This window comes from Streptomyces sp. KPB2, assembly GCF_003950055.1.
Classification (GTDB): domain Bacteria; phylum Actinomycetota; class Actinomycetes; order Streptomycetales; family Streptomycetaceae; genus Streptomyces; species Streptomyces salinarius.
This window is the reverse complement of sequence record NZ_CP034353.1, coordinates 2,479,267-2,492,582: the sequence shown is the minus strand read 5'-3', so window position 1 is coordinate 2,492,582 and position 13,316 is coordinate 2,479,267. Positions and strand designations below refer to the sequence as shown.

Annotated in this window: 16 protein-coding genes; 11 read left to right on the top strand and 5 right to left on the bottom strand. The window is 72.8% G+C overall.

The window, feature by feature from the left end; translation table 11 throughout:
- Nucleotides 1–13 precede the first annotated feature (13 nt).
- Both D1J63_RS10695 and D1J63_RS10690 read left to right on the top strand, forming a co-directional pair.
- Nucleotides 14–1,444, top strand: coding sequence for a dipeptide ABC transporter ATP-binding protein (locus D1J63_RS10695; RefSeq protein WP_241235542.1), 1,431 nt, complete (start codon nucleotides 14–16; stop codon nucleotides 1,442–1,444).
- A gap of 78 nt (nucleotides 1,445–1,522) precedes the next feature.
- Complete coding sequence (locus D1J63_RS10690) at nucleotides 1,523–2,182, top strand: trimeric intracellular cation channel family protein (RefSeq protein WP_125628708.1); 660 nt, start codon at nucleotides 1,523–1,525, stop codon at nucleotides 2,180–2,182.
- A 12-nt stretch (nucleotides 2,183–2,194) separates the two neighbouring features.
- Here the strand turns inward: D1J63_RS10690 and D1J63_RS10685 are convergent, their stop codons facing one another.
- Entirely contained in the window at nucleotides 2,195–3,406 is a 1,212-nt protein-coding gene (locus tag D1J63_RS10685) for an erythromycin esterase family protein (RefSeq protein WP_125628707.1), read from the bottom strand.
- Between the two features lie 58 nt (nucleotides 3,407–3,464).
- Here D1J63_RS10685 and D1J63_RS10680 point away from each other — a divergent pair, with 58 nt between their 5' ends.
- Complete coding sequence (locus D1J63_RS10680; protein ID WP_125628706.1) at nucleotides 3,465–4,214, top strand: TioE family transcriptional regulator; 750 nt, start codon at nucleotides 3,465–3,467, stop codon at nucleotides 4,212–4,214.
- 25 nt (nucleotides 4,215–4,239) lie between these two features.
- On the top strand, nucleotides 4,240–5,100 hold the full coding sequence (locus tag D1J63_RS10675; RefSeq protein WP_125628705.1) for a thioesterase family protein: 861 nt from the start codon (nucleotides 4,240–4,242) through the stop codon (nucleotides 5,098–5,100).
- Between the two features lie 12 nt (nucleotides 5,101–5,112).
- Here D1J63_RS10675 and D1J63_RS10670 read toward each other — a convergent pair whose 3' ends face one another.
- Nucleotides 5,113–5,739, bottom strand: a complete 627-nt coding sequence (locus D1J63_RS10670) for a TetR family transcriptional regulator (protein ID WP_125628704.1) — start codon at nucleotides 5,737–5,739, stop codon at nucleotides 5,113–5,115.
- 135 nt (nucleotides 5,740–5,874) lie between these two features.
- On the opposite strand from D1J63_RS10670, the gene D1J63_RS10665 reads away from it, so the two are divergent.
- From D1J63_RS10665 to D1J63_RS10655, 3 genes are all read left to right on the top strand, one after another.
- The gene (locus tag D1J63_RS10665; protein ID WP_102932660.1) at nucleotides 5,875–6,042 is read left to right on the top strand and encodes a hypothetical protein; all 168 of its coding nucleotides are present in this window, start codon (nucleotides 5,875–5,877) and stop codon (nucleotides 6,040–6,042) included.
- A gap of 34 nt (nucleotides 6,043–6,076) precedes the next feature.
- A complete protein-coding gene (locus D1J63_RS10660; RefSeq protein ID WP_102932659.1) occupies nucleotides 6,077–6,370 on the top strand; it encodes a DUF4190 domain-containing protein in 294 nt (97 codons plus the stop codon).
- 90 nt (nucleotides 6,371–6,460) lie between these two features.
- Nucleotides 6,461–7,630: a cysteine desulfurase family protein gene (locus D1J63_RS10655; protein WP_125628703.1), complete on the top strand. Its 1,170-nt coding sequence runs from the start codon at nucleotides 6,461–6,463 to the stop codon at nucleotides 7,628–7,630.
- Nucleotides 7,631–7,717: 87 nt separating this feature from the next.
- Here D1J63_RS10655 and D1J63_RS10650 read toward each other — a convergent pair whose 3' ends face one another.
- Complete coding sequence (locus D1J63_RS10650; RefSeq protein WP_125628702.1) at nucleotides 7,718–8,446, bottom strand: N-acetylmuramoyl-L-alanine amidase; 729 nt, start codon at nucleotides 8,444–8,446, stop codon at nucleotides 7,718–7,720.
- 60 nt (nucleotides 8,447–8,506) lie between these two features.
- Here D1J63_RS10650 and mnmA point away from each other — a divergent pair, with 60 nt between their 5' ends.
- Nucleotides 8,507–9,637: a tRNA 2-thiouridine(34) synthase MnmA gene (gene mnmA, locus D1J63_RS10645; RefSeq protein WP_125628701.1), complete on the top strand. Its 1,131-nt coding sequence runs from the start codon at nucleotides 8,507–8,509 to the stop codon at nucleotides 9,635–9,637.
- Between the two features lie 37 nt (nucleotides 9,638–9,674).
- On the opposite strand, the gene D1J63_RS10640 is transcribed toward mnmA, so the two are convergent.
- Both D1J63_RS10640 and D1J63_RS10635 read right to left on the bottom strand, forming a co-directional pair.
- Entirely contained in the window at nucleotides 9,675–10,454 is a 780-nt protein-coding gene (locus D1J63_RS10640; protein ID WP_125628700.1) for an alpha/beta hydrolase, read from the bottom strand.
- A 37-nt stretch (nucleotides 10,455–10,491) separates the two neighbouring features.
- Entirely contained in the window at nucleotides 10,492–10,824 is a 333-nt protein-coding gene (locus D1J63_RS10635; protein ID WP_164712789.1) for a DUF427 domain-containing protein, read from the bottom strand.
- Nucleotides 10,825–10,915: 91 nt separating this feature from the next.
- Between D1J63_RS10635 and D1J63_RS10630 the strand changes: the two genes are divergently transcribed.
- The 3 genes from D1J63_RS10630 to D1J63_RS10620 all read left to right on the top strand — a co-directional run bounded on the left by D1J63_RS10630 (nucleotide 10,916) and on the right by D1J63_RS10620 (nucleotide 13,307).
- A complete protein-coding gene (locus D1J63_RS10630) occupies nucleotides 10,916–11,455 on the top strand; it encodes a TIGR00730 family Rossman fold protein (protein ID WP_164712788.1) in 540 nt (179 codons plus the stop codon).
- A 27-nt stretch (nucleotides 11,456–11,482) separates the two neighbouring features.
- On the top strand, nucleotides 11,483–12,172 hold the full coding sequence (locus D1J63_RS10625; RefSeq protein WP_164712787.1) for an SDR family oxidoreductase: 690 nt from the start codon (nucleotides 11,483–11,485) through the stop codon (nucleotides 12,170–12,172).
- A gap of 139 nt (nucleotides 12,173–12,311) precedes the next feature.
- Nucleotides 12,312–13,307 carry a methionine synthase gene (locus D1J63_RS10620; protein ID WP_125628697.1) on the top strand — a complete coding sequence of 332 codons (996 nt, stop codon included), beginning with the start codon at nucleotides 12,312–12,314 and terminating at the stop codon, nucleotides 13,305–13,307.
- The last annotated feature ends 9 nt before the right edge of the window (nucleotides 13,308–13,316 follow it).

Below are 13,316 nucleotides of genomic sequence, written 5' to 3'. Positions count from 1 at the left end.
AGAGGACAAAGCGGTGACCATCCCCGCACAGACCAGCGGTGCCACCCTGACCAAGGACGCCGCTCCCGGCGAGACGCTGCTCAAGGTGACCGGGCTGCAGAAGCACTTCCCGATCAAGAAGGGCCTGCTGCAGCGTCAGGTCGGCGCGGTCCGCGCCGTCGACGGCATCGACTTCGAGGTCCGCTCCGGCGAGACGCTGGGCGTCGTGGGCGAGTCCGGCTGCGGCAAGTCGACCATGGGCCGGCTGATCACCCGGCTCCTGGAGCCGACCGCCGGCAAGGTCGAGTTCCAGGGCAAGGACATCACCCACCTCGGGGTCGGCGGCATGCGTCCGCTGCGCCGCGACGTGCAGATGATCTTCCAGGACCCGTACTCCTCGCTGAACCCGCGCCACACCATCGGCACGATCGTCAGCGCCCCGTTCAAGCTCCAGGGCGTCCAGCCCGAGGGCGGGGTCAAGAAGGAGGTCCAGCGGCTGCTGTCGGTGGTCGGTCTCAACCCCGAGCACTACAACCGCTACCCGCACGAGTTCTCCGGCGGCCAGCGCCAGCGCATCGGCATCGCCCGCGCGCTCGCGCTCAACCCGAAGCTGGTCGTGGCCGACGAGCCGGTCTCCGCGCTCGACGTGTCGATCCAGGCCCAGGTCGTCAACCTGCTCGACGACCTGCAGAGCGAGCTCGGTCTGACGTACGTGATCATCGCGCACGACCTGTCGGTCGTCCGGCACGTCTCGGACCGCATCGCGGTGATGTACCTCGGCAAGATCATGGAGCTGGCCGACCGCGACCTGCTCTACAAGACGCCGATGCACCCGTACACCAAGGCGCTGATGTCGGCCGTCCCGATCCCGGACCCGGCCCGCAAGTCGGCCAAGAGCGAGCGCATCCTGCTCAAGGGCGACGTGCCCTCGCCGATCGCCCCGCCGAGCGGCTGCCGCTTCCACACCCGGTGCTGGAAGGCGACGCAGATCTGCACCACCACCGAGCCGCCGCTGAAGGAGCTGCGGCCCGGCCAGCAGGTGGCCTGCCACCACCCGGAGAACTTCGAGGACCAGGCCCCGCAGGACGTCGTCCTGCTCACCGCCGCGAAGGAGGCGGCGGAGCTGGTGTCCGAGGAGGCGCTGGCGGAGTCGGCGGCGACCTCGGCGGCAGTGGCCGCGGAGGTCGCGGAGGCCCAGAGCACGGACGCCGAGTCCACCGAGGCCGAGTCGACCGGGAGCGAGTCGTCCGAGGCCAAGTCCGGCGAGGCCAAGTCCGGCGAGGGCAAGTCCGCCAAGGGCGAGTCGTCCGAGGCCGAGTCGTCCGAGGGCGAGTCCACCGAGACGGAGTCGACCGAGAGCGAGTCCGCCGAGGCCGAGGCCGAGGCCGCTGAGGGCACCGCGTCGGACGATGACCGGCCCTCCGCCGAGAGCAGTGACGAGGAGCCCCCCGCCAAGGGGAAGTGACCTCACTCACCCACCCTGTCACTGAGCCCCTGCCTTCGTTTGTAAGGCAGGGGCTCAGTGACAGGTAAGAATGGAAGGGTGTACGAGCAACTCTTCAGCCCCACCGTCCAGCACACGCTGGACCTGGTCGGCATCTTCGTCTTCGCCATCTCCGGCGCGCTGCTGGCCGTACGCAAGAACTTCGACGTCTTCGGCATCGCCGTCCTCGCCGAGGTCACCGCGCTGGGCGGCGGGCTGTTCCGGGACCTGGTGATCGGCGCGGTGCCGCCCGCCGCCTTCACCGACCTCGGGTACTTCCTCACCCCGCTCCTCGCGACGCTGCTGGTCTTCTTCCTCCACCCCCACGTGGAGCGGCTCCAGACCGGCGTGAACATCTTCGACGCGGCGGGCCTCGGCCTGTTCTGCGTCGCCGGCACCACCAAGGCGTACGACTACGGCCTCGGCCTGACCGCCTCCGCCTGCCTGGGCCTGACCACCGCGGTCGGCGGCGGCGTCCTGCGCGACGTGCTCGCCAACGAGGTGCCCTCACTGCTGCGCTGGGACCGCGACCTGTACGCCGTCCCGGCGATCGTCGGCTCCGCGATGGTCGCCCTGTGCATCCGCTACGAGGCGCTCACCCCGTTCACCAGCGGGCTCGCGGTCGTCACGGCCTTCGTCCTGCGGCTGCTCGCCCTGCGCTACCACTGGCGGGCGCCGCGCGCCTGGAACCGCCGGTCGACGGTGGTGGAGGGGGACTGACCCCGGCGTCCTTCAGGGCCGCGTCATGTCCTTGACGAAGACGACGCCGTCGACCGTGTCCAGGTGGGCGGGGTCGAGCGGGGCGTAGCCGAACCAGGAGGACGCCCGGGGTTCGGGCCGCGGGTCGCCGAGGGCGTCGCCCAGCCGCGCGGGCTCGATCACGCAGGGGTCGTCGGGGAGCGCGTACAAGAGCCCCTCGACGGTCTCCGGCGGCGGGGTGTCCACGCCATGGTGCCGGATCGTGCCCAGAGCCGTGGCCACGAAGCCGTACTCCCCGCCGAGCCGGGCGCTGACGAGGGCCCCCGCGCTCCACCATTCCAGCCGGCCCTGCCACATCCGCATCGAGCTCTTCGCGCGCTGGAGGTGGGAGTTGTGGGCGTGGACGAAGGACGGCCCCCGCTCGGCGAGCGCGAGGAGGTTGGCGGCCATCATCCGGTCCCGCGCGCCCAGCATCCTGGTCATGCGGGCGGGGGAGTCGTCGGCCATCGCGTAGTGGTACGCCAGCAGGCCGGTGGCGGTACGTGCGTGCAGGCGGGCCCGCTCCCAGTCGTCCCGCGAGGCGGACGCGATCAGGTGCGGAGTCTGCTCGTCCAACAGTGACGCGAGATCGGCGGCGAGTGTCCGCAACCGGCCCGCCTCGGCCGACCGCCCCATGGACCGGGCGGGGTCCATCATGGCCTCGGACTCGGTCCACCGGTCGTCGGCGCCGAGCAGGCGGTCCAACGTCTTCGCGGTGCAGGGGAGCAGGTCCGGGTCCACCCAAGCCGAGAGGCAGCCGTGCAGGGCGGTGAGCGCCTGCCGGGGGCTCTCGGCGCCGGTGATCTCCAGCGGGCCGTCGAAGCCGGCGAAACGGATCCGCTCCCGCGCGGGCCGGCCCTCGTTGTACGCGCGCATCCAGCGCACGAGCTCCCGGTTGGGCGCGCTCGGGCCCCAGGGGTGGCTGAAGCCGCGTGCCACGACCTCGTCGAGGGTGCCGGCGCCCCAGGTGACGTAGTCGTCCACGACCAGTCCCCGCAGGCAGTCGCTCTCGATCGTGATCGTCCGGTAGCCGTACTGCTCGACGAGTTGCCGGAAGACGGCGTTGCGCACGTCGAGCAGGGCGTCCTCGCCGTGCGTGGGCTCGCCCAGGGCGAGCAGCCGGGGCGGGGCGGGGAACAACCGCATGACGGCGGCCGCGTCCAGGGGCTGGGCGATGTCGGCTGTGGTCTCGATGCGTTCGGCCATGACCTCAACGGTATCGTTGAAGTTCCGGTTGAAACTTGGTCGCAAAGACAGGGGAATCATGGCCGCAAACCCTCAAAGTGCGGGGAAGCTCAGGCCGGTCGACCTGGCCCGCGCGCACGGTCTGTCGGCGCAGGCCGTCAGGAACTACGAGGCGGCCGGCATCCTCCCGGCCGCCGAGCGCACGGAGCACGGCTACCGTGTCTACACCGCGCTGCACGCCCGGGCCCTGGACGCGTTCCTCGCCCTGCTGGCGGGCCACGGCCACCGGACGGCGGGCTCGGTGATGCGGGCCGTGAACGAGGACGCGCTGGACGAGGCGCTCCGCCTGATCGACGAGAGTCATGCCCGGCTGCTCGACGACCGGCGGACACTGGAGGCCGTGGAGGGTGCGCTGCGGGACCTGCTGCCCGAGCCGGCCGGGGAGGTGCCCGCGGCCGCCGGCGGGTTCATCGGGGCGCTCGCGGCGGAGCTGGGCCTCCGGCCCGCCACCCTGCGCAAGTGGGAGCGGGCCGGCCTGGTGCGTCCGCGGCGCGACCCGGTGACCGGATACCGCCGCTACGACGAGTCCGACGTCCGGGACGCCCGCCTCGCCCACCAGCTCAGGCGGGGCGGCTACCCGCTGGAGCGGATCGCGGCGGTCGTCGCCCAGGTCCGGTCGGCCGGGGGGGTGGAGCCGCTGGAGCCCGCCCTGCGCGAGTGGCGGGACCGGGTGACCGCCCGGGGCAGGGCGATGGTGGCCGGGGCGGCGGAGCTGGACGCGTATCTGCGCGCCCGGGAACGGACGCGGACGCGGAAAGCTACCGCTTAGTAGTTGCCTGTTGTACCGTGCAGTCATGCCAGAAGCAGCCTCCGCAGCGGCCGTACGGGCCACCATCGGCGATAGCGAGTTCGACCGGGACACCGCCGTCACCCGACGCGCCCCCGGCGTCTACGACCTCGACCTCTCGGCCGGCTGGACGATCATCAACGCCGTCAACGGCGGCTATCTGCTGGCCGTCCTGGGCCGGGCCCTCGGCGACGCCCTCCCGCACCCCGACCCCTTCACCATCTCGGCGCACTACCTCACCGCCTCCCAGCCCGGCCCGGCCGTCGTGCGCACCGAGACCGTCCGCACCGGACGCACCCTCTCCACCGGCCAGGCCTCCCTCTTCCAGTACGACGACGAGGGCAACGAGGTGGAGCGCATCCGCGTCCTCGCCTCCTACGGCGACCTCGACACGCTGCCGGACGACGTCCGCACCTCGGCGAAGCCGCCCGCGATCCCGCCGATGGACCAGTGCTTCGGCCCCGAGGACGGCCCCGCCCCGGTCGAGGGCAGCTCGGCCATTACCGACCGGCTGATGCTCAAGCTGGACCCCGCCACCCTGGGCTGGGCGCTCGGGCAGCCCTCGGGCCGGGGCGAGATGCGGGCCTGGTTCGGCCTCTCCGACGGCCGCGACGCCGACCCGCTGTCGCTGCTCCTCGCGGTGGACGCGCTGCCGCCGACCGCCTTCGAGCTGGGACTCAAGGGCTGGGTGCCGACGGTCGAGCTGACCGCGCACGTGCGGTGCCGTCCGGCGCCGGGTCCGCTGCGGGTCTCCATCACCACCCGCAACCTCGCCGGCGGCTTCCTGGAGGAGGACGCCGAGGTCTGGGACAGTGCCGACCGGCTGGTCGCGCAGTCCCGTCAGCTGGCCCGGGTGCGGCTCGGCTGACCCGGGGGCTGCTCAGTCCAGCCAGTGCGTGCGGCCGACGCTGATCAGCCGCAGTTGCCGCCGCGCCGTCTCGACGGCCCGGCGGCGCTCCTCTTCCGGGGCCTCCAGCGTCTCCAGGAAGAGGGACGCCGTGATCAGCATCTGGTCGACGTAGAGCCCCGCCAGCATCCGCAGGTCGGCGTCGCTCCAGCCCGCCGCCGACGCGTCCGTGGCCAGCTCGGCCTGCACCTCCTCGGCGAAGCGCGCCAGTTGCTCCCGTATCGCCCGGCGCACCGGCTGCACCCCGCCGTGCCGCTCCCGCGCGATGAAACGGACGTGGGCCGGGTGTGCTGCCACATGGCCGGCGATCAACTCCACGGCGCGGGCGATGCGTTCGTCGTCGTCCTCGGCCGGTGACATCGTGGTCCGGATCATCGGGTGCAGGCTGCCCAGCGCCTCCTCGACCAGCGCCACGCCGAGATCGGCCGTGGAACGGAAGTGCCGGTAGAAGGCGGCCGGTGCCACCCCCACGGCGCGTGTGACCTCACGCAGCCCCAGGCTGCTCAGGCTCTGTTCTTCCAGCAGGCCGAGCGCCGCGTCCAGGAGCGCCTGCCGGGTCTTCTGCTTCTGCGCCTGCCGAACGCCGGGGGCGTGACTCATGCCATGCAGTTAACAACTGTTCTCCGTAATTGAAAAGCCGTGCGGCGCGCTAGACTGAGAAGTCAGTGAACAACTGTAACTACAACCGTTCACCGAAGTCCGGAAGGAAGTCCGGAAGTCTGGGGGACCCACACCATGCTGTTTCTCGTCGTCGCACTCCTGATCCTCGGGCTGGTCATGGGCACCGTCGCCCACGCCCCGCTCACCTTCTCGGTCGCGGCCGGCCTGGTCATCGCCGTCTGGCTCGGCATCTTCGCCCTCCGCGAGCGGCACGGCCGCCGACGGAGCACCTCCGCCCACTGACGCACCTCCACCGACGTACGGCAGGGAGAACATCATGCAGCTCACCGCACCGGCCGACCGCACCACCGAAAGCCCTCGCACCACCCGTCGCACCGGCATCCACGACACCGACGGCATGGCCGTCGCCTCCTTCGTCCTCGGCCTGCTCGGCCTGCTCGTGCTCAACGTCTTCCTGGGCCCGATCGCCATCGCCCTCGCGAGCATCGCCCTGTGGCGCGGCACCGCCCGACGCGGCCGTGCCCTCCTCGGTCTCGGCCTGGGCGTCGCCGACCTGCTGGTCCTGGTCGCGTTCATGTCCGCGGACAACACGCTGTCCTGGAGCCTGTGAGCCACCGCACCGCCCCGCCGGGGCCACCGTGCGACGAGACCGGCCTTGGTCCGGGGCCGGGCGGAACCGCCCCGTAGAATCGGCCGCACCATGGCTTACCTCGACCACGCCGCGACGACCCCGATGCTTCCCGAGGCAGTCGAGGCACTCACCGCGCACCTGAGCGCCACCGGCAACGCCTCCTCCCTCCACGCGTCCGGCCGCCGGGCACGGCGCACCGTCGAGGAGGCCCGCGAGACCCTCGCCGAGGCGCTCGGCGCCCGCCCCAGCGAAGTGGTCCTCACCTCCGGCGGCACCGAGGCCGACAACCTCGCCGTCAAGGGCCTGTACTGGGCCCGCCGCGACGCCGACCCGGCCAGGACCCGGGTCCTGGCCAGCCCCGTCGAGCACCACGCCGTCCTCGACGCCGTCCACTGGCTCGGCGAACACGAGGGGGCGACCGTCGAGTACCTGCCGGTCGACGCCTACGGCCGCGTCCACGCCGAGGCGCTGCGCGAGGCCATCGCCCGCGACCCCGGCGACGTCGCCCTCGCCACCGTCATGTGGGCCAACAACGAGATCGGCACGATCATGCCGGTCCGTGAACTCGCCGACGTGGCCGCCGAGTTCGACGTGCCGCTGCACGCCGACGCGGTCCAGGCCTTCGGCCAGCTGCCGGTCGACTTCGCCGCCTCAGGGCTCGCCGCCATGACCGTGTCCGGCCACAAGATCGGCGGCCCCTACGGCATCGGCGCGCTGCTGCTCGGCCGGGAGTACACCCCGGTGCCCGTCCTGCACGGCGGCGGCCAGGAACGCCACGTCCGCTCCGGCACCCTCGACGTCCCCGCCGTCGCCTCCTTCGCCGTCGCCGGCCGACTCGCCGCCGAGCAGCGCGAGTGGTTCGCCCGTGAGATCGGCGCCCTGCGCGACGACCTGGTCGACGCGGTCCGCACGGCGGTCCCGGACGCCATCCTCGGCGGCGACCCGGCACCGGAGGGGCGCCTTCCCGCCAACGCCCACTTCACCTTCCCCGGCTGCGAGGGCGACTCCCTCCTCCTCCTGCTCGACGCCCAGGGCATCGAGTGCTCCACCGGCTCCGCCTGCACCGCGGGCGTCGCCCAGCCCAGCCACGTCCTGTTGGCCGCCGGCACCGACCCCGACCTGGCCCGCGGCACCCTGCGCTTCTCACTCGGCCACACCTCGACCGAGGCCGACGTGGAGGCCCTCGCCAAGGCGATCGGCCCCGCGGTGGAACGCGCCAGGGCGGCGGGGCTGTCGTAGGGCCGTCGTAGGTCCGTCGTGCGGGCGTTACGACCGCGGTCGTACGGTCTGCCGAATCGGCTCGGGCACCTTGATCCTGATCCTGGCTCAGGCCTTGGTCGGCGGCTTCGACGGGCCGCTCGTGGCCGCGCGCCGCACCAGCTTCAGATACCGGTCCCAGTCCCAGTGCGGCCCCGGGTCGGTGTGGTCGGTGCCCGGCACCTCGACGTGGCCGAGGATGTGCTCGCGGTCCACGGGTATGTCGTACCGCGCGCAGATCCCCGCCGTCAGCCGCGCGGAGGCGGCGTACATCGCGTCGGTGAAGTCCTGCGGGCGGTCCACGAAGCCCTCGTGCTCGATGCCGACACTGCGTTCGTTGTAGTCGCGGTTGCCCGCGTGGTACGCCACGTCCAGCTCGCGGATCATCTGGGTGATCCGGCCGTCCTGTCCCACGACGTAGTGCGCGGCCGCCTTGTGCCCCGGGTCCTGGAAGGCCCGCACCGCGCTGTCGAAACTGCCCTGCGTGACATGGACGATCACCATGTCGATGCCGAAGTCGTCCGGGCGGTCCGCCCGCCGCCAGTTCGCGTCCGACGCCGCGACCCAGCGGGCGCCCGCGTAGTCGACGGCGCCCTGCTCGCGGGGCCGCTCGACGCCCGGCATCCGCCACCACAGGCGGGACAGCTCGTCGCGGGCCAGCACACCGGTGCCCACGGCCGCCGCCGCGCCGCCGACGATCAGCGCCCGCCGCCCGATGCGCCGGTCGCCGTCCCCGGACCCGCCGCTCGCGGACCCACCCGGTGCGGATCCGCCCGCGGATCCCTGCTTGGCCCCCATACGATCTTCAACGCATACTCGCGCGCTCCGGTTCCCGCCTCCCCGTACTCTGGAAGGGCTATGACTGACACTCCGCAGCGCACCCGTCCCCTCCGCGTCCTCGCCGCCATGTCGGGCGGAGTCGACTCCGCCGTCGCCGCCGCCCGCGCGGCCGAGGCGGGGCACGACGTGACCGGCGTCCACCTGGCGCTCTCCGCCAACCCGCAGTCCTTCCGCACGGGCGCCCGGGGCTGTTGCACCATCGAGGACTCGCGGGACGCCCGTCGCGCCGCGGACGTCATCGGCATCCCCTTCTACGTGTGGGACCTCGCCGACCGCTTCCGCGAGGACGTGGTCGAGGACTTCGTCGCCGAGTACGAGGCCGGCCGCACCCCGAACCCCTGCCTGCGCTGCAACGAGAAGATCAAGTTCGCGGCCCTCCTCGACAAGGCCCTCGCGCTGGGCTTCGACGCCGTCTGCACCGGCCACTACGCCCAGGTGATCCTGCGCGAGGACGGCACCCGCGAGCTGCACCGCGCCTCCGACATGGCCAAGGACCAGAGCTACGTCCTCGGCGTGCTCGACGACCGCCAGCTCGCGCACGCGATGTTCCCGCTCGGCGACACCGTCACCACCAAGGACGAGATCCGCGCGGAGGCCGAGCGACGGGGCCTCGCGGTGGCCAAGAAGCCCGACTCGCACGACATCTGCTTCATCGCCGACGGCGACACCCAGGGCTTCCTCGCCGACCGGCTCGGCAAGGCCGAGGGCGACATCGTCGACGAGGCGGGCAACCGGCTCGGCACCCACGAGGGCGCCTACGGATACACCATCGGCCAGCGCAAGGGCCTGCGCATCGGCACCCCGGCCCCCGACGGCAAGCCGCGCTACGTCCTGGACATCTCCCCGGTGAACAACACCGTGACGGTCGGCCCGGCCGAGGCCCTCGACGTCGACGCCCTCACCGCCATCAAGCCCCGCTGGTGCGGCGCCGCCCCCACCGGCCCCGGCACCTACACCGCCCAGCTCCGCGCCCACGGCGGCGAGACCGAGGTACGGGCCGAACCGGTCGACGGCACCCTGGAGGTGACCTTCACCGAGCCGGTCCGCGGTGTGGCCCCCGGTCAGGCGATCGTGCTCTACGACGGCACGCGCGTGGTGGGTTCGGCGACGATCGCCTCCACGACGCGCGCGACGGCCGGCGCGGCCTGAGCCCCGAGCCGTCGCCGGGGCGGACGACGGCGCCGGTTCATCCGGCGAGGAACTCCGCCAGCACCGGCGCCAGTACGCCCGGCTCCACCATGTGGGTCTGCCGGTCCACGGTGCCGTAGGTGCCCTGCGGGGCGGCGTCGGCGACCGCGCGGGCGGCCTCGTGCCACCACGCGTCGCTCGCGCCGCCCGCCAGGACCAGCAGCGGCACGGTGATCGCGGCGATCTCGGTGCGCGGCACCCGGCTGTCGCCCAGCACGGCGTCGTCGTACGCCAGACTCGGCGCCACCGACTCCATCCCCGCCCACATGGGGGACTGCCGGGCACCCCGGATCATCTCCTCGCCCAGCCCCGTGTGCCGCAGGAACAGCTCCACCGCGTCCCCGCGCCGGCCCTGCCCCAGCACCTCGGTCAGCCGCTCGGTGTACTCGGCCGCGGCCCGCACGGCGGCGTCGTCCATGGCGTACGGCACCTCGTACACGGCGGCCCGGCGCACCGGCAGACCGCTCGCCGCAGCCCGGAGCACCAGCGCGCCGCCCGACGACATGCCGTACAGCGAGGCCTCGCCGCCCACCGCCCCGATCAGCGCGGCCAGGTCCTCGATCTCGCGTTCCACCGCGTAGGGCGCCGTGTCACCGCTCTCGCCGCGCCCTCGGCGGTCGTACACGACGACGTCGAAACGGTCCGACAGCTCGGCGGCCAGCGGCGCCGTCGTCGCACCCGTCGACATGGCGCCGCTGACGAGTACGACCGCCGGTCCCCGCCCGGAGCGCTCGTAGGCGATGCGGGTGCCGTCCCGCGAAACAGTCGTCATCTCCATGCCTGTGCAGACTGCCCTACGGCACCGGATTCATCGCTCAGGACACCTCGACTTCGTAGAAACAGAGGTGGTCCTTGATCTCCGCCACCTCCGGCTTCGGGTCCGGGTACGCCCAGGCCAGGTCCGCCGCGTCCGGCAGCGACCAGTAGGAGGCGTCGCCCTTGAAGGGGCAGTGGGTGTGCGTGCCGGACGGGGTCAGGAGGTCGAGGCGCACGTCGCTGGGCGGGATGTAGTACCGGTCGGGACAACCCGTCTCGTGCAGGACGAGCGCCGCGTCGCTCTCCGCCAGCACCTGATCGCCGTGCACCACGCGCACGTGCCGGTCGCTCGGTTCGACGGTGATGCGGTGGCCCACGAGTCCCTTGGTCACGATCGTCCTCCTCGATGGCAGTGTCCTTCGTCACTACAGCGTGCCCGAATCCCGGCTTCTTCCCGTTCCGGCGGGCCGTACGGTGGAGGCCATGAACATCTGCGTCTTCCTCTCCGCCGCCGACCTCGACGAGCGCTACACGGGCCCCGCCAAGGAGTTCGCCGAACTGCTCGGCAAGGGCGGGCACACCCTCGTCTGGGGCGGCTCCGACGTCGGCCTGATGAAGGTCGTCGCCGACGGTGTGCAGGAGGCCGGCGGACGGCTGCTCGGCGTCTCGGTGGACTTCCTGGCGGCCAAGGCGCGCGAGGGCGCCGACGAGATGGTGATCGCGAAGGACCTGGCCGAGCGCAAGCGGCTGCTGCTGGAGAAGGCCGACGCCGTGGTCATCATGGTGGGCGGCACCGGCACCCTCGACGAGGCCACCGAGATCCTGGAGCTGAAGAAGCACGGGCACACCGACAAGCCGGTCGTCCTGCTCAACACCGCGGGCTTCTACGACGGACTCAAGGTGCAGTTCCGCCGCATGGAGGACGAGGGCTTCCTGCCCCGACCCCTCACCGAGCTGGTCTTCTTCGCCGAGGAGCCGGTCGGCGCGCTCGCCTACCTGGAGGAGAGCCAGGGCATCGAGTAGGACGCCGGTGGTGCGAGCATGGCGGGCATGGCTACACATGTGATCACCGGAGCGGGCTCCGGCATCGGCGCGGCCGTCGCCCGCCGCCTGCACGAACGCGGCGACGAGATCGTGCTCCACGCGCGCGACGCGGGCCGCGCCAAGGAGCTGGCCGCCGCGCTCCCCGGCGCGAAGACCCTGGTCGGGGACCTCGCCGACCCGGCCAAGCTGTCCTGGGCCCTCTCGCACCAGTCGCTGCCCGACCGGGTGGACTCGCTGCTGCACATCGCCGGGGTCGTCGACCTCGGTCCGGTCGGGGACCTCACCCCGAAGACCTGGCTCAACCAGCTGAACGTCAACCTGGTCGCCCCGGCCGAGCTGACCCGCCTGCTCCTGCCCCAGCTCCGGGTCGCCCAGGGCCACGTGCTCTTCGTCAACTCCGGCTCGGGCCTCAACGCCCACGCCGGCTGGGCCGCGTACGGCGCCTCCAAGCACGGCCTGAAGGCCCTGGCCGACGCCCTGCGCCAGGAGGAGCACGGCAACGGCGTCCGCGTCACCTCCGTCTACCCCGGCCGCACCGCCAGCCCCATGCAGGCCAAGGTCCACCAGCAGGAGGGCAAGGAGTACGACCCCGAGAAGTGGATCGACCCCGAGTCCGTCGCCACCACCATCCTGATGGCCCTCGACCTCCCGAGGGACGCGGAGGTCAACGACCTGACGGTGCGCCCGGGAAGGTGATCCAGCCCGTCCGGCGCTTGAGGACGAGGCCCGTCCAGGGCCGAACGCGGGGGTCCGGGGGCGGCAGCCCCCGGGGACGGGACGGGAAGGGGCGGCGGGGGCGAAATCAAGCCCCGCGCCCCCTGCGTACGCTTCTCCCGTGAACGACACCTTCGCCCCCGCCACCGGCATCGGCAGCCTCCCGGGCCACGACGCCCGCGAGGCCGCCAAGACCGCCACCGGCAGCTTCGAGGACTTCCCCTTCCTCCCCGAGCTGCCCGCCCGCGGCCCCGGCGCCGACATGATCGGCCGTACCGCAGGGATGCTCGTCGAGCTGTACGCGCGCGTGGAGCCCAGCGGCTGGCGACTCGGCGACCGCCCGGGCCGGGACACCAAGCGCGCCCGCGCCTGGCTGGGCGAGGACCTCGACGCCCTGGAGGAGTTCACCCAGGGCTACGAGGGTCCGCTCAAGGTCCAGGCCGTCGGCCCGTGGACCCTCGCCGCCGCTCTGGAGCTGCGGGGCGGCGAGGCGGTCCTCTCCGACCCCGGCGCCTGCCGCGACCTCGCCGCCTCGCTCGCCGAGGGGCTGCGCCTGCACCTGGCCGAGATCCGCCGCCGCGTCCCCGGCGCCCGCCCGGTGCTCCAGCTCGACGAGCCGTCCCTCACCGCCGTCCTGCGTGGACAGATCCGCACCGCCAGCGGCTACCGCACCCACCGCGCCGTCGACCGCCAGGTGGTGGAGGCGACCCTCCGCGAGGTCGCCGGGGCGCACGACGGGGGCCCGGTCGTGGTCCACTCCTGCGCACCGGACGTGCCGTTCGCGCTGCTGCGCCGGGCGGGCGTCGCCGGCGTCTCCTTCGACTTCTCGCTGCTCACCGAGCGTGACGACGACGCGATCGGCGAGGCCGTCGAGGGCGGCACCCGGCTGTTCGCCGGTGTCGTGCCGGGCACGGACACCGCATTGTCGGACCCTGCCGGTAGCGTCATGGGTGTCAGAACGCTGTGGCGCAGGCTGGGGCTGCGTCCGGAGCTGCTCGCGGAGGCGGTCACCGTCACCCCCGCGTGCGGACTCGCGGGCGCCTCCCCGGAGTACGCCCGGCGCGCGCTCGCCCACTGCGTCCGGGCGGCACAATCCCTCGCGGACAACCCAGAGTAACGGGAGGAC

What these genes read in the sequence shown, in the direction of transcription:
- D1J63_RS10655 (WP_125628703.1), top strand. Translation starts at nt 6,461, where the DNA reads ATGGCTTACCTCGACCACGCCGCGACGACCCCGATGCTTCCCGAGGCA.
- D1J63_RS10680 (WP_125628706.1), top strand. Translation starts at nt 3,465, where the DNA reads ATGGCCGCAAACCCTCAAAGTGCGGGGAAGCTCAGGCCGGTCGACCTG.
- D1J63_RS10685 (WP_125628707.1), bottom strand. Translation starts at nt 3,406, where the DNA reads ATGGCCGAACGCATCGAGACCACAGCCGACATCGCCCAGCCCCTGGAC.
- D1J63_RS10675 (WP_125628705.1), top strand. Translation starts at nt 4,240, where the DNA reads ATGCCAGAAGCAGCCTCCGCAGCGGCCGTACGGGCCACCATCGGCGAT.
- D1J63_RS10640 (WP_125628700.1), bottom strand. Translation starts at nt 10,454, where the DNA reads ATGGAGATGACGACTGTTTCGCGGGACGGCACCCGCATCGCCTACGAG.
- D1J63_RS10670 (WP_125628704.1), bottom strand. Translation starts at nt 5,739, where the DNA reads ATGAGTCACGCCCCCGGCGTTCGGCAGGCGCAGAAGCAGAAGACCCGG.
- D1J63_RS10665 (WP_102932660.1), top strand. Translation starts at nt 5,875, where the DNA reads ATGCTGTTTCTCGTCGTCGCACTCCTGATCCTCGGGCTGGTCATGGGC.
- D1J63_RS10625 (WP_164712787.1), top strand. Translation starts at nt 11,483, where the DNA reads ATGGCTACACATGTGATCACCGGAGCGGGCTCCGGCATCGGCGCGGCC.
- D1J63_RS10630 (WP_164712788.1), top strand. Translation starts at nt 10,916, where the DNA reads ATGAACATCTGCGTCTTCCTCTCCGCCGCCGACCTCGACGAGCGCTAC.
- mnmA (WP_125628701.1), top strand. Translation starts at nt 8,507, where the DNA reads ATGACTGACACTCCGCAGCGCACCCGTCCCCTCCGCGTCCTCGCCGCC.
- D1J63_RS10660 (WP_102932659.1), top strand. Translation starts at nt 6,077, where the DNA reads ATGCAGCTCACCGCACCGGCCGACCGCACCACCGAAAGCCCTCGCACC.
- D1J63_RS10650 (WP_125628702.1), bottom strand. Translation starts at nt 8,446, where the DNA reads ATGGGGGCCAAGCAGGGATCCGCGGGCGGATCCGCACCGGGTGGGTCC.